The 15,254-nt window shown below is 42.5% G+C and carries 10 protein-coding genes, 2 tRNA genes and 1 pseudogene; 7 read left to right on the top strand and 6 right to left on the bottom strand.

Annotated elements, in window-relative coordinates; translation table 11 throughout:
• Nucleotides 1–414: 414 nt before the first annotated feature.
• The 5 genes and pseudogenes from CF596_RS03825 (at nucleotide 415) to CF596_RS03805 (ending at nucleotide 3,084) form a co-directional block, all read left to right on the top strand.
• A tRNA-Phe gene (locus CF596_RS03825) sits at nucleotides 415–490 on the top strand.
• Nucleotides 491–624: 134 nt separating this feature from the next.
• Nucleotides 625–700, top strand: a tRNA-Phe gene (locus CF596_RS03820).
• A 326-nt stretch (nucleotides 701–1,026) separates the two neighbouring features.
• A complete protein-coding gene (locus CF596_RS03815) occupies nucleotides 1,027–1,530 on the top strand; it encodes a hypothetical protein (RefSeq protein ID WP_228262050.1) in 504 nt (167 codons plus the stop codon).
• Nucleotides 1,531–1,855: 325 nt separating this feature from the next.
• Nucleotides 1,856–2,606: pseudogene (locus CF596_RS03810) on the top strand (class I SAM-dependent methyltransferase).
• Between the two features lie 82 nt (nucleotides 2,607–2,688).
• Nucleotides 2,689–3,084 (top strand): hypothetical protein, encoded by a 396-nt coding sequence (locus CF596_RS03805; RefSeq protein WP_004974410.1) that lies wholly within the window; start codon nucleotides 2,689–2,691, stop codon nucleotides 3,082–3,084.
• A gap of 106 nt (nucleotides 3,085–3,190) precedes the next feature.
• On the opposite strand, the gene CF596_RS03800 is transcribed toward CF596_RS03805, so the two are convergent.
• The 3 genes from CF596_RS03800 to ompR form a co-directional block, all read right to left on the bottom strand.
• Nucleotides 3,191–4,714 carry an acetyl-CoA hydrolase/transferase family protein gene (locus CF596_RS03800; RefSeq protein WP_004974412.1) on the bottom strand — a complete coding sequence of 508 codons (1,524 nt, stop codon included), beginning with the start codon at nucleotides 4,712–4,714 and terminating at the stop codon, nucleotides 3,191–3,193.
• Nucleotides 4,715–5,022: 308 nt separating this feature from the next.
• Nucleotides 5,023–6,483, bottom strand: coding sequence for an ATP-binding protein (locus CF596_RS03795; RefSeq protein WP_096901298.1), 1,461 nt, complete (start codon nucleotides 6,481–6,483; stop codon nucleotides 5,023–5,025).
• Nucleotides 6,484–6,651: 168 nt separating this feature from the next.
• Entirely contained in the window at nucleotides 6,652–7,416 is a 765-nt protein-coding gene (gene ompR, locus CF596_RS03790; protein WP_096901297.1) for a two-component system response regulator OmpR, read from the bottom strand.
• Between the two features lie 347 nt (nucleotides 7,417–7,763).
• Between ompR and CF596_RS03780 the strand changes: the two genes are divergently transcribed.
• The gene (locus tag CF596_RS03780) at nucleotides 7,764–10,115 is read left to right on the top strand and encodes a Tex family protein (RefSeq protein WP_096901295.1); all 2,352 of its coding nucleotides are present in this window, start codon (nucleotides 7,764–7,766) and stop codon (nucleotides 10,113–10,115) included.
• An 88-nt stretch (nucleotides 10,116–10,203) separates the two neighbouring features.
• Here the strand turns inward: CF596_RS03780 and CF596_RS03775 are convergent, their stop codons facing one another.
• The 3 genes from CF596_RS03775 to CF596_RS03765 all read right to left on the bottom strand — a co-directional run bounded on the left by CF596_RS03775 (nucleotide 10,204) and on the right by CF596_RS03765 (nucleotide 13,201).
• Complete coding sequence (locus CF596_RS03775; protein WP_019838218.1) at nucleotides 10,204–10,515, bottom strand: hypothetical protein; 312 nt, start codon at nucleotides 10,513–10,515, stop codon at nucleotides 10,204–10,206.
• Between the two features lie 213 nt (nucleotides 10,516–10,728).
• Nucleotides 10,729–11,616 carry an SDR family NAD(P)-dependent oxidoreductase gene (locus tag CF596_RS03770; RefSeq protein WP_004974423.1) on the bottom strand — a complete coding sequence of 296 codons (888 nt, stop codon included), beginning with the start codon at nucleotides 11,614–11,616 and terminating at the stop codon, nucleotides 10,729–10,731.
• A gap of 307 nt (nucleotides 11,617–11,923) precedes the next feature.
• Entirely contained in the window at nucleotides 11,924–13,201 is a 1,278-nt protein-coding gene (locus CF596_RS03765; protein WP_004974425.1) for an aminotransferase class V-fold PLP-dependent enzyme, read from the bottom strand.
• Nucleotides 13,202–13,482: 281 nt separating this feature from the next.
• Between CF596_RS03765 and ettA the strand changes: the two genes are divergently transcribed.
• A complete protein-coding gene (gene ettA / locus CF596_RS03760; RefSeq protein WP_096901294.1) occupies nucleotides 13,483–15,144 on the top strand; it encodes an energy-dependent translational throttle protein EttA in 1,662 nt (553 codons plus the stop codon).
• Nucleotides 15,145–15,254: the final 110 nt, after the last annotated feature.

Raw genomic sequence — 15,254 nt, 5'->3', positions numbered from 1 at the left:
TATTCTTGCGCTCGGACATGAGCGTCTAGCAGTAGGAATCTCCGTCCTTTAGGTCGGGGAGGATGTCAACTAAATCCTATATTGTTTTTTGTGCTTGCACAGCCACAATTTTTAGCTAAGGTTTAAATAGCTTTGCGTAGGCATCTTCCTACTTTGGCAAGACCCAAAGTAGGCAAAAGTCTTTTGTTACCCATACACGACATCCTTGTCGTGATGGGTAACGTGGGGCATCCGTGCCCCACATTCGCGTATCGGAAGTTTGTCAAAATTTAATTGGAAAAGAACTCATTTTTAAATTTTTGGGTGATATTTCAGCAGAAATAGAATGAGGTTGCTGTAAAAGTAAACATTTGCACTGAAAAGCGAAAAAGACTATTGACGATTTACAGCTGAAACTGTTTAATACGCGTCATTGGCGTGATAGCTCAGTCGGTAGAGCAACGGATTGAAAATCCGTGTGTCCCCAGTTCGATCCTGGGTCTCGCCACCATATTCAAAACGGTTAAACGTTTTCAATCCCTGATCCCATCAGAGATTTTTTTTGCATAAAATTTATGCGATCAAATAAAAAAGTGATGATTTTTATTGACTATTCAGCCGAGATACGGCTTAATACACGGCATTGGCGTGATAGCTCAGTCGGTAGAGCAACGGATTGAAAATCCGTGTGTCCCCAGTTCGATCCTGGGTCTCGCCACCATATTCAAAAAGCCTCAAACACTGTTTGAGGTTTTTTTTCGCCTCTAGGTTGGTCATAGAGAATTATAATTACATGCAAAGCGCATTAAAATTCCAAGAAAAATTGCATACCCATAATAGATTTAAGAAAGTGAAAAAGACCGTTTATCCGAGTCAAGGTGAGCCAAAATTGATTTTCAGGTAGGCTATAAAACGTATACGGTTGCAGTGAAAAATTTTTTCTTGCATGGTGTAAAACTGCATTGTCCTGAAATTACGTTGCGAGACAAGTTTATGAAATTTATAAAAATATATCCTTTGCTGCTGATATTGGGCTGTCCATGGAGCATGATGGTCCACGCGGATGACGCGGTGACCTTACCCACCCTGCACGTACTGGCCGAGCCAGAGTTACGTACAGAAACCGGGATTGTGCCGTATCAGAATGATGAAAAAAATCTCCGTGCTTTACAGCATCAAGTTATTCGTAATTCACGTGAAGCACAAAACTTTATGATCGACAGCCATGTGGTTGCCAATCTGGAAATTCAGCCCTTACAAGCACAACCCGACCTAAATTCGTTATCGCCCTTTCTACAACAGTATGTATTGAGTATTGCTCAGGGTTTACAGTCGAGTGATCCTACACAAGGCTTGTATATTATGTTGCAACCCTTTGGTATAAACCGTAGCAACAGTATGCAGCATATTGATCGTAGCAATAGCAACAGTATGCAGCCCATCGATCGTGATATGCATATACAGCTCGACCTGAAAAATGTCAGCATTGGTACGATTGAACATTCTATAAATAATTTTTCTGTACCTGAGCTACCGACACCGAAAAAGTAATCATTTTTCTTTTGAAAAAATCCTTAGCTTTGCCAGCGAAGCCTATATTTGCCGCCGCGAGAAAGTGGCAAATGCCTGCGCAGTTGAAAATTGGGGCTGTTTTCAGCCTGTGAGCTAGTCATGTTCTTCAGAGATCATTACTCCGTTATATGCTCAGCCAGTCGGGAACCACCAGGTCAGTTTTAATCCTGCCCAGAGCTGGAAATTGGCTCCATACGATGTTAAATATTATCAATTGAATGATCAGCGGGTGCTCATTGCCCAGACCAGTTTTAGAATTGATCAGGTCATTGATTAAATTTATAAATATTATGAGCATCGTTAAATGAAAGATCTGTTTTCTGATGACAGCTTGCGCTATAAACAGGCCCGTCCGGCTTATTCTGCAGAAATTGTCCAGGAAATTTTAAAGCATGTACCTGAACGAACTTTTGCCTGGGATTGTGGTGCCGGTTCGGGGCAGTTTACCCAGTTATTGGTACCACATTTTCAGCAGATTTTAGCCACAGATTTAAGTCAAGCACAGTTGGATTTGGCACCGCAGTGGGCAAATGTGAGTTATCGTACCTGCTTGGCGCAAGACAGTGGATTGGTGGATGCAAGTGTAGATTTAATTACGGTCGCACAAGCGATTCACTGGTTCGGCTTTGATGCTTTTTATGCCGAAGTACATCGGGTACTAAAACCGAGTGGAATATTTGCTGCGGTGGGCTACGGTCTGATTCAAGCTGTAGATCCTGAGGTGAATACCGCAATTCAACGCTTGTATTTTCAGACCTTAAAAGGTTGTTGGGATGCTGAACGTCGTTATATTGATGACTTATATCGCACGATTCCTTTCCCATTTCAAGAAATCGTGACACCCGAACTTTGCCTGAAATATCGTTGGTCGGCAGCACAATTGCTGAATTATTTAAACACTTGGTCGGGACTGCAGCATTATTTAAAGCAACATACTGATACGCCCTTGCTTGAATTACAGCAATTGTTGCAGCAGCAACCTGCTCAGGGCTTGGAAATTCAGTTTCCAGTTTTGCTGCGTTTAGGTCGCTTGGTATAAAAAGTCAATGTATTGAGTGATTTTTGAACTTAAAATATAAGTTGGTGAAAAAAGGATGTTTCTCCACAGGTGTAATTTACCTATGTGCGAGGTGTCCAATGTTAAAATTTTCTCTCCCTATTTTATTCAGTCTTGCGCTGAGTCTCCCTGCGACTGCTTTTGCCAATCTTGATCAGCCTTTACAGGTCTTGGATGATTGTGCATTAAGTGCAGAATATGGGCAATCCAACAGCTTAAATTTGCTGCATGATCAATACCGTTTTACCGCGCAAGATGTGGTGAATCAAGTTCGAGCTGAACAAAACCTAGACTTAGCAAGCAAATTTGCAACTTTGGGTTCTCGTTTTTATATCAACCCGCAAGGTCAAACTGTGCTGCAAATTCAACGTGATGTGGTGTCTTTGGGTGTGATTGAAACCACACTCAGTGTGGATGGTTTACGCCAGTTAGGGCAGCATTTTATAGATGAATTTAAAGCTTTGGCATTTGAGTAAAATGGAGTGCGTTGTCGCAAATGACCTTGTGACAATCTAAGACATAAAAACTTAAGACATAAAAAAACGCCCTGAAAAATCAGGGCGTTTTTTTATTGCACGCGAATTATGCTGGTTGCGCAGATTCTTGTTGTGCAGGAGTCAACATGTGACCGTGTTCTTCGAAGTTTGCATGCCAAGATAATGCTTCACGAAGTAGGTGAGGAGTGTGACCACCTTTTGCACATGCACGCTCAAAGTAATCATTCAATGCATTGCGGTACATTGGGTGTACACAGTTGTCGATAATCGCACGAGCGCGTTCACGTGGTGCAAGACCGCGTAAATCTGCTAAACCTTGCTCAGTGACTAAGATGTCAACGTCGTGTTCGTTGTGGTCTACATGCGCAGCCATTGGAACGATAGATGAAATGTCACCGCCTTTCGCAATCGATTTAGTCACGAAAATCGCCAAGTGTGCGTTACGCGCGAAGTCACCTGAACCACCAATACCGTTCATCATTTTGGTACCGCATACGTGGGTTGAGTTCACGTTACCGTAAATATCAAACTCAAGTGCAGTGTTAATACCAATGATGCCTAAACGACGTACTAACTCAGGGAAGTTAGAAATTTCTTGTGGACGTAAAATGAATTTGTCTTTGTAGTGTGCAAGATTACCAAATACGCGATCGCCACATTTTTCAGACAAAGTCATTGAACAGCCAGAAGCGAACTTCATTTTGCCTGCATCAATCAATTCAAACGTACAGTCTTGGAGTACTTCTGAGTACATCACCAAGTCTTCAAAGTTAGAGTGTTTGAAGCCTGTTAATACTGCATTTGCAATTGAACCGATACCTGCTTGTAAAGGTGCCAAGTTTTTCGGTAAACGACCTTGTGCTACTTCGTTTTCAAAGAATGCGATCAAGTGATCTGCAATTGCTTGAGTTTCGTCATCTGGATCGGTCACGTTAGATGGAGAGTCAAGCAAGGTATCGTTAAATACAATACCCACAACTTTTGCAGGGTCTAACTGAATACCTTTGGTTCCAATACGTTGTTCAACGTGAGTTAATGGCACTGGACCACGTGTTGGACGTGCTTCAGGAATATAAATGTCGTGTAGGCCTTCAAATTCTGTGCTTACAGTGGTGTTGATTTCGATAATGACTTTATCTGCATATTCAACAAAGCTTGCAGAGTTACCTACAGAAGTTGTTGGAATAATTAAGCTGTCTTCAGTAATTGCAACTGCTTCAACAATCGCGATGTCTGGGCGTTTTAGCGTGTTGTTACGCATTTGCTCAACAGTTTCAGACAAGTGTTGGTCAATGAACATAACTTGACCTTGGTTAATTGCTTTACGCAAGGTGTTGTCTACTTGGAACGGCATACGACGAGCCAAAACACCTGCTTCAGTCAATTGCTTGTCTAAATCATTACCAAGACTTGCGCCAGTAATTAAGTCAATTTTTAAAGGGTTGGTTTTAGCGCGTGCCACCAATGCAAGTGGAACAGCTTTTGCTTCACCCGCACGAGTAAAGCCACTCATACCTACGGTCATACCATCTTGAACGAATTCAGCAGCTTGTTCTGCGCTGATTACTTTGTCGTGGAGGGAGGCTAAACGGATGCGATCTAAAGACATGGCGAACTCTCGTAAAATACTAGACTGATACCGATTGTACCGATCAAAAAAGGTATTTTGCATAGGTGTTAGGCTAAGGTCTAATTTTTTGCCTAAATGGTGGTATAAAAATATAAAATAATACATAAATAATTGAATTTAATCGTTTATTTATATATCAAAAGGTAAATATTACAATTTGTTTGATATATTTTTATACAATTTTGATATGCACCATCTGAATTTTTTACTTTGATCGTCCATCCGATTTGCTGTTGGTCTGAAATTGGTATATAGCAAGCCAGATAGAGATCAAAAGCGTCAGCCGTTTAGAAGTGTTCACTCAAACTTTGTTTGATTTTTTCCAGCGTGCCAACATTATTTTTTTCTTCAACGATTTCAGGTTGTAACGGCAGGGTAATGATGGCTTCAAGACCACCGTGTTCACGGTTTTGAATGGTGAGCTCGCCCTGATGAATATCGACAATACGTTTTACAATTGCCAAACCTAAGCCACTGCCTTGTACAGTACGTGCTTCATTGCCGCGTACAAAAGGCTGCATTAAATCTGCAATCTGGTCTTCTGGAATGCCTGTACCGTTGTCTGCCACGCTAATCCGAATGTGTTCATCCAGCACTTCTGCAGACAACTCAATTGGCTCTGCACCATAGCGTTTCGAGTTATTAATCAGGTTGCCAATCAGACGTTTCAGCGACAAACTGCGCGCCTGAATTAAAGGTAATTCTTGTGCGTTAAAGCGAATATCCAACGGTTTAAATTGAATAATCAATTCCTGCAGCAAAACATTTAAATCGGTTTCTTGTAATTCTTCATCGGAACCATCACGCATATAAGAAATGAATTGATTTAAAATCGCATCCATATCTTCTACATCGTAAATTAAGCCTTCTTTTAAAAAATCATCATCGGGCATCATTTCGGCACTTAAACGAATCCGTGTCAGTGGCGTGCGCAGGTCGTGTGAAATACCTGCCAACATGATACGACGGTCACGTTCAGTCTGTTCCAAGGTATAAATCATGTGATTAAAGGCTTGGTTGACCTCACGAATTTCCTGCGGACCGTGATTGGTTTCCAAATAAGGTGCTTTGCCTGTTTTACTGTAGCTATTGGCGGCATTTTGCAGACGACGCAAAGGACGATTCAGCTGACGTACTAGAGTTAAAATAATCGCTGCAGCAAAAAGCGGAATACCCAAAAGCCAGCCAAAGACCAGTTCAGGGCTGTAGTTGGCATAGGTTTTAAGGGGTTCACGTACCCAGTTGCCATTCATTTCTGGGGTTTGAATCCAAATACGCGGGCTTGGTTTGAACTGGAAATAGACCGTGACATCCTGCATTTTTAATTCAGTTGCCAGTTTCTTTTCTATTTGTTGGGTAAAAAACTCTGCAATGACTTTTTCCCTTACATTAGGAAACTCACGTGGATCGGTTACATATTCAATGCCGACCCGATTTTTAAGCCACGCATCGACATCGACTTCGGCTTCATTGTGAAAAATGCGCAAATCTGGATTGTTTAAAATTTCCAGTTCAACCGCTAAATAGCGGGCGTGTTGTTGAATTTCAGGTAAATACAAGGTGCGCCAAAAGAACCACAACGACATAAACAGGCTAAACAACACCACAAAAACCACCAGTACCGTGGTGCGCATGGCTGCAGAACGTGGTTTGATTTTGTCCAGAAAACGCTCCCAGCGGGTACGTTTCTTTTCAGAATACGCCACATAGTCGGTAAATTCTTGTGGGTCGATGGGTTCGTGTTTCACATCTTGTCCTGTGGCAGAGGTTGTAAAGCGAATTTAGTGAGTGAAATTTTATGATGAATATATTTGTTATTGGAATGTCTGTTCTTTAAATCTAGCACAATGATCGGTGTGCATAAATGTTGATCATTGCATGAAGATGTGAGGCTGAAGCCTCACATCATTTTCAACTTATTCCGCACCATCTGGAACAAATACATAACCGACACCCCAAACCGTTTGAATATAACGTGCACGGGCAGGGTTTTCTTCAATTAAACGACGTAAACGAGAAACTTGAACATCAATCGAGCGTTCCATCGCACCCCATTCACGGCCACGCGCCAAATTCATTAATTTGTCACGGGTCAAAGGTTCGCGTGGGTGTTGTACCAACGCTTTGAGTACCGCAAATTCGCCTGTAGTCAGTGTTACAACCTGACCTTCACGCGTTAAAGTACGGGTCGATAAATCTAGCGACCATGGGCCAAAACCGACCACTTCCATTTGCTGACTTGGTGCGCCCGGTACTTCTCGCACTTGACGACGCAATACGGCACGAATACGTGCTAACAGCTCGTTTGGATTAAATGGTTTTGGCAAATAATCATCTGCACCTGCTTCAAGTCCTGCAATACGGTCTGAATCACTGCCGCGAGCGGTCAGCATAATAATTGGCGTATCGATGTTGGACTGACGTAAACGACGGCAAATACTTAAACCATCTTCCACAGGCAGCATAAAATCTAGCACGATTAAAGAGAACAGTTCACGCTGCAACAAACGATCCATTTGTGTGGCGTCGTGGGCAGTTTTCACCACAAAGCCTTTATCTTCCAAAAAGCGCTGTAACAGGGTACGTAAACGCACATCATCATCGACGACGAGAATGCGTTCGACGCGGTCAGTTTCGGTGTGTACGGCATCTGTTTTTTCAGCAGGTACAACTAAACTCATGATGTGCTCCTTTATTCTTTATTGTCATCGTAAACAAAAAGTTGAGTTGGCTTTGAGTATACGATTCATTGGTATCTATTGCCTATGTTCTAAAGCAACAAATATTGCAGATAAAATCAAGACATAGATACCAAATATATACAGCATTCCTGTGTGAAAATCTGACATATTTGCCCGTTTCAGTCTAACATGGGCCTGAATTTTATTTAGATTTATAAAATTCTGTCGAATTGGCAAAATCCACCAAAAAACCGCCATTTATAAAATTCATAAAACAATTGTGGATTTTATAGTCTTGGTCTTTATAATCATGGCTTTTAGTACTTATCCTTGTAGGATCACACACGATGACTGACTTAGTTCAGCAGTTAGCAAAAGAACTTGCCGTACGACCAAATCAAGTAGAAGCTGCCATCAAACTTATTGATGAAGGTGCTAGCGTTCCATTTATTGCACGTTACCGTAAAGAAGTGACGCAAGGTTTAGATGACACGCAGCTACGTCAGCTCGATACACGTTTATCGTATTTACGTGATTTATATGAGCGTCGCGAAAAAGTAATAGAATCACTCAAAGAACAAGATAAATTATCTGATGATTTATTGGCACGGGTTAACGCTGCTGAAACCAAAAATGCTTTAGAAGAAATTTACGCGCCTTACCGTCCAAAACGCACCAGTAAATCGTTTAAAGCTAAAGAAGCAGGTTTAGGCCCAATTGCAGCGCAAATTTTTGCAGAACAGGTTGAGCCAAGCGAAGCTTTAGCAGGCTTTAGTCATGCAGACTATCCTGATGCAGACAGTCAGCTAGATGCGGTACAACACATTCTGATTGATGAATGGGCACAAAATATTGCCTTAACCACAGAATTAAAAGAAATTTTTGCCAAAACAGCGGTATTAAAAAGCTTGGTTGCTTCTGAAGAGAAAAAAGAAGTGGGCAAAAAATTCCGTGATTACTTCGATTTTTCAGAAAACCTCAACAAAGTGCCTTCACATCGCCTATTGGCGATGTTGCGTGGTCGCCAAGAAAACGTCTTGGGTTTAAAAGTTGATGGTGAAGACAGTGCACCTTTGGCACGTATTGAAACTGAATACAATTTAGATCAAATTCAGCCGCAAGCACGTCAGGACTTTTTAAAGCAAACGGCAAAATTGTTCTGGTTGGGCAAAGTGCGTCCACAAATCGAACATTCATTATTGACTGAAAAGCGTTTGGCTGCCGAAGCTGAAGCGATGGATGTCTTTGCAGAAAACTTGCGTCATTTATTGCTCTCTGCACCTGCAGGTGCGCGTTGTACGCTGGGCGTAGACCCTGGCATCCGTACAGGTGTCAAACTGGCTGTGGTGAACCAATCTGGCGATGTGGTTGCACATAGCACGGTTTATCCATTTGCACCTAAAGAAGACAAAGCAGGCGCGATTGAAGAACTTGCACGTTTATGTCGTGAGCACAATGTTGATTTAATCGCGATTGGTAACGGGACTGCAAGCCGTGAAACTGAAGCGGTTGTGGCAGAAATGATGGCGGCACACAGCGATCTGAAATTGACACGTGTATCTGTATCTGAAGCGGGTGCATCTGTATATTCAGCTTCTGAGTTAGCATCGCAAGAGTTGCCAGAGTTAGATGTGTCGATTCGTGGCGCAGTGTCTATTGCCCGTCGTTTACAAGACCCATTGGCAGAGTTGGTAAAAATTGATCCTAAATCAATTGGTGTGGGTCAGTATCAACATGATGTCAATCAGGCAGGTTTAGCAAAAACCTTAGAAGCTGTGGTAGAAGACTGTGTGAACTCGGTCGGTGTCGATGTCAACACGGCATCTTCAGCAATTTTGGGTTATATCGCAGGTTTGAATAAAGCCATTGCACAGCAAATTGTTGAATACCGTAAAGAACATGGCCGTTTTGACAATCGCCAAGCTTTGAAAAACGTACCGCGTTTAGGCGAACGTACTTTTGAACAAGCAGCAGGTTTCTTGCGTATTCAAGCCGGTTCTGAGCCTTTAGATGCCTCTGCTGTTCACCCAGAATCTTATGGTTTGGTGGAAAAAATCGTTGCAGCGAAAGCAACCACAGTCAAAGACATCATTGGCAATACTGAAATTATTCGTTCGGTGAATGCGGAAGAATTTGTAGATGAGCAAGTCGGCTTACCAACTATTCAGGATGTTTTGTCTGAATTGGAAAAACCAGGTCGTGACCCACGTCCTGAATTCCGTACGGCTAAATTCCGTGAAGATATTACTGAAGTGGCGCAGTTGACTGAAGGCATGCAGCTTGAAGGTGTTGTAACCAACGTGACCAACTTTGGTGCTTTCGTGGATGTGGGCGTACATCAGGATGGTTTGGTGCATATTTCTGAGTTGGCCAATGAATTTGTGGCTGATCCGCATAAAGTGGTGAAACCAGGTCAAATTGTTCAAGTGCGTGTGTTGCAGGTTGATGTAGAGCGTAACCGTGTGAATTTATCGATGCGTCCTGAAGGTTCGGCTGCACCTGCAAAAGCAGCGCGTGCACCACGTCGTGATCAAGAACAGCGTACAGAGCGTAAGCCACAAGCGAAACGTCCACAGCAGTCACGTCCTCAGACTGAGCGTCCACAAGCGAAAAAACCACAAGCCGCTAAACCACAAGAAAATAAAATTGGTGGTTTAGGTGCATTGTTGTTACAAGCAGGGATTAAAGGTTCGAAGTAATTTTGAATTGCTCTAACAAAAAGCTCCCGAAATTCGGGAGCTTTTTGTTTTGCAGGAACATTTTTATATACAGATTTTTTGATGGATTTTAAATCAACGGTACAATCCAACTCACCAAAATCAGCATAATTCCCAAATGTCCAAGTTTACGAGTCACTGCGACTAGTTTTGACGGTGGTGCTTCAAGTTGGCGAGCATATTCCTGAAGATTTAAACCTTGTGAGGCTTTGCTGCTAAATAAAAATACGCCTAAATCAATACAAATTAAAATCGTGCCTACATCGGCAACAACCTCTAAGAGTTCATATTCTTGCTGATAAAGCGCCGTTGCAACCTGATAACTTAAAAATAAGGCAAAGGCAAAACAGCCATACTGTAAAATGAGGGCTAGTGCTCGCATAATCCATTCAAAATACTTAAAACAGCTGTGTTATAGCATAAAAATAAGGTGCAATTGAATGTTTTGTTTAAGCTGCATGGACATAAGATTAAGCTTGTTAACATTATCTCTTGCAGTAGATGTTGCAAGATTGAAATAACGTAATATGAAATGATCGGAAATAAAATAGGCGACCCGTAGGTCGCCTAAAGCAAAACTTGAATTGTGTATAAATTACCAGTGTTCACCTGGGAACAAGCGCGCATACGCTTTTTGTACCCAGTTCAGTTTTTGCTGCTCGCCCACAGAAGCGGTAGAGCTTGGGAATAAGTTATAACCAATCGACATGAGTTTGTTGTTAATGTCTGGTGCAATCGCATAAGTGATTGAAGCCAAACGACCCAAATGTGTCGCAATTTTCTTCGGACGTTTCACAATCGCATAAGCAATTAAATCTGCCGCTTGCTCAGGTGAAAGGGTGGGCACGTACTTATAAATTTTGGTTGGTGCGATCATTGGGGTACGGACCAATGGCATATACACCGAAGTAATCGCAATTTTGTGTGTATGCGCTTCTGCAGATAGACAGCGACTAAACGCATCCAATGCGGCTTTAGATGCCACATAAGCCGAGAAACGCGTTGCGTTGGCTAATACACCAATCGAGCTGATGTTGATGATGTGACCATCTTTACGGTGCATCATCTGCGGCAAAATATTGAGTACCAAACGCACAGCACCAAAATAGTTGAGCTGCATGGTACGTTCAAAGTCGTGGAAACGATCAACCGACTCATGTACTGCACGACGGATTGAGCGGCCTGCGTTGTTAATTAAAATATCAATATGATCGACAGAGGCAAGAATTTGTTGCGATACAGCATCAATAGAGTCCATATCGTTTAGATCACAAGGGAAAACTGAAGCCTTGCCACCACGTGCTTCAATTTCAGCTTTGACTTGTTCGAGCGTTTCCTGAGTACGTGCCACCAAAAGCACATGCGCACCTGCATCGGCTAGCTTATGTGCCACGGTTAAACCAATACCACTCGATGCACCTGTAATAAGGGCAACTTTACCATTTACACGCTGTTGAAAAAGTTTCTCTAATTTTGGCTTCACGCTAATATTCCTGATTTAGATTCCTGAGTTGTCATTTTTATTGAGATTGACGATTCAAATTTCAGACTGAATTTGAACTGTTTTACTTGGCTTTATGATAGCCGATTGCACAAAAAAAGCTATGGAATAAGTGGTTGAATTTAAAAATGAATTTAGAGTAATTGCTCTATTTTTGTGAGCTGTATATCTTTATTTTTACCATGAAATAAAGCTAATGCAAAGACATACAAAGAAAAATTAAAATAAAAAAGCATCCTGTTGAAATTAATCAGCAGGATGCCAGTACAAAGTTTGAACTGATGAGTTTTTATACGGCTGCTAAAGCTTGCTCTAAATCGGCAATTAAGTCATCGGCATGTTCAATCCCGATGGATAAACGCACCATATCTTCACTCACACCAGCCGCTTTGAGTTCATCTGCACTCAACTGACGGTGAGTGGTGGTTGCAGGGTGGCAAGCCAGACTCTTGGCATCGCCAATATTGACCAAGCGTGTGAATAATTGCAGTGCATCAATAAAGCGGGTTCCGCCTTCACGGCCATCTTGCACACCAAAAGACAGAATTGCAGAAGGTTTGCCTTTCACATATTTTTGTGCCAACGCATGTTGCGGGTGATCTTTCAAACCTGCGTAATTGACCCATTTCACTTTTGGATGTGCCTGTAAATATTCCGCTACTTTTTGCGCGTTTTCAGTATGGCGTTCCATACGCAGGCTTAAGGTTTCTAAACCTTGTAAAATTAGGAATACGTTATGCGGGCTAATCGCTGCACCTGTATTGCGTAGTGGTACTACACGTGCACGTGCAATAAATGCTGCAGCGCCTAAGGCTTCTACATAGTTCACACCATGGTAACTTGGGTCAGGTGTATTTAAGGCTTTAAAACGCTCAGGATATTTGCCCCAAGGGAATTTACCGCTATCGACAATAATGCCGCCAATAGACGTACCGTGACCACCAATATATTTGGTCAGTGAGTGAATGATGATGTCTGCGCCAAAATCAAATGATTTTTGCAAGACAGGCGTGGCTACAGTGTTATCCACCACCACTGGAATGCCGTATTCGTGCGCAATTTTCGCAATCGCTTCAAGGTCAATAATATTGCCCAATGGGTTACCAATGGATTCTACAAAGACCAGTTTGGTTTTGTCATCAATCAGGTCGCGTAAGCTTTCAGGCTGTTGATAATCGAAGAAACGTACTTCAATGCCTTGTTTAGGCAAGGTGTGGGCAAATAAGTTGTAAGTACCGCCGTATAAAGTTGATACTGAAGCAATGTTATCGCCTGCTTCGGTAATGGTCTGAATTGCGTAGGTAATTGCAGCCATACCCGATGCTAAAGCCAATGCGCCAATCCCGCCTTCAAGTGCTGCAACACGTTGCTCCAATACTGCAGTGGTTGGGTTCATAATACGGGTGTAAATATTGCCTTGTACTTTTAAATCAAATAAATCGGCACCATGTTGCGTATTATCAAAGGCATAAGAAGTGGTTTGGTAAATAGGCACAGCCACGGCTTTGGTGGTTGGTTCTGGGCTATAGCCTGCATGAATGGCCAAAGTTTCGTCTTTATAGGTCATGTTTACTTCATCTTCGTGAGTTAAATTGGTTTGAGTCTAGCACTTTTAAATATGAAAGAAAGTGTAAAAATGCTGCAATATTTAGCTGTAAATTTGATATAGCAGGCAAAAAGTCCTGTGCTTATCCGCTGATCGCTAGAGTTGTAACAAAGCATGCAAGATGTTTGTGGTGTCTTATTTTTTCTCCGTATTCAGGTATAATACCCGATTATTTTTTCGCTCATTAGAGCAGGGGCTGCTCATCTGAGCCCCAGATTTGGTTTTCTATTGAGGAGTCCTACGTGGCCCAATATATTTATACGATGAACCGAGTGTCGAAAATGGTTCCGCCTAAGCGCGAAATCTTGAAAGACATCTCCTTATCATTTTTCCCAGGTGCGAAAATTGGTGTGCTTGGTTTAAACGGTGCAGGTAAATCGACTTTGCTCCGTATTATGGCGGGCGTAGATAAAGATTTCTCGGGTGAAGCACGTGCGCAGCCAGGCATCAAAATTGGTTATCTTGAGCAAGAACCACCTTTGGACGAGAGTAAAGACGTTCGTGGTAACGTGGAAGATGGCTTGCGTGAGCCACTTGATGCTTTGGCTCGTCTTGATGAAGTCTTCGCTGAATATGCGGCTGAAGATGCTGACTTTGACGCACTAGCCAAAGAGCAAGAAAAGCTTGAAGCTATTATTCAAACTTGGGATGCACACAACCTTGCAAACCAGATGGATCAAGCTGCTGCAGCACTGAACCTGCCTGCTTGGGACGCAGATGTTTCTAAGCTTTCTGGTGGTGAACGCCGTCGTGTAGCACTTTGCCGTTTGCTTTTGTCCAAACCAGATATGTTGCTACTAGACGAACCGACGAACCATTTAGATGCCTCATCTGTTGCATGGTTAGAACGTTTCTTGAAAGACTTCCCGGGTACCATTGTCGCGATTACGCACGACCGTTACTTCCTAGATAACGTGGCTGAATGGATTCTAGAACTTGACCGTGGACATGGTATTCCTTACCAAGGTAACTACTCTTCTTGGTTAGAGCAAAAGAACGCGCGTCTAGAGCAAGAACAGAAGCAGGAAGAGTCTTTTGCTAAAGCATTGAAAAAAGAACTTGAATGGGTTCGTTCTAATGCCAAAGGTCAGCAAAAGAAAAACAAAGCACGTATGGAACGCTTTGAAGAGCTTAACTCGCGTGAATTCCAGCAACGTAACGAAACTTCTGAAATCTATATTCCACCTGGTCCACGTTTGGGCAACAAGGTGATTGAAGTTGAAGGTATCAGCAAATCGTTCGGCGACCGTACCCTGTATAAAGACTTGAGCTTTTCAGTACCACCATGTGCCATTGTCGGTATTGTCGGTGAGAACGGTGCAGGTAAAACGACGCTATTCCGTATGATGACTGGCGAACAGCAACCAGATACCGGTACGGTAACGCTGGGTGAGTCGGTTAAAGTGGCTTACGTGGGTCAGATTCGTGACACCTTAGACGACAACAAAACTGTTTGGGAAGAAGTGTCTGGCGGTTTAGACATCTTGCGTATTGGTGAATACGAAATCGCATCTCGTGCCTATATCGGTCGCTTTAACTTCAAAGGTCAAGATCAGCAAAAACGTGTGGGTCAATTGTCGGGTGGTGAGCGTAACCGTTTACAACTTGCTAAAATCCTGCAAATGGGCGCTAACGTGATCCTACTGGATGAACCATCGAACGACTTGGATATCGAAACTTTACGTGCACTTGAGGATGCCATTCTGGTATTCCCGGGTACTGTAATGGTGATCTCGCATGACCGTTGGTTCCTAGACCGTATTGCAACGCACATCTTGTCATTCGAAGGTGAAACACCAGAATTCTTCACTGGTAACTATACTGAATTCGAAGAATATCGTCGCAAACGTGATGGTGATGACTTAGTAACCAAGCGTCAAAAATATCGCAAAATCGGTGTGTAATTATTCCCGACGTTTGTAAATAAAAAACCAGCCTTAGGGCTGGTTTTTGTGTTCATTCAATCATGCTGATTGAGTATCAAAACAACAGCATGATGTGAAATCTGAAAAGA

This window comes from Acinetobacter sp. YT-02, assembly GCF_002412355.1.
Lineage (GTDB): Bacteria > Pseudomonadota > Gammaproteobacteria > Pseudomonadales > Moraxellaceae > Acinetobacter > Acinetobacter towneri.
This window is presented reverse-complemented; position numbering and strand designations above follow the sequence as displayed.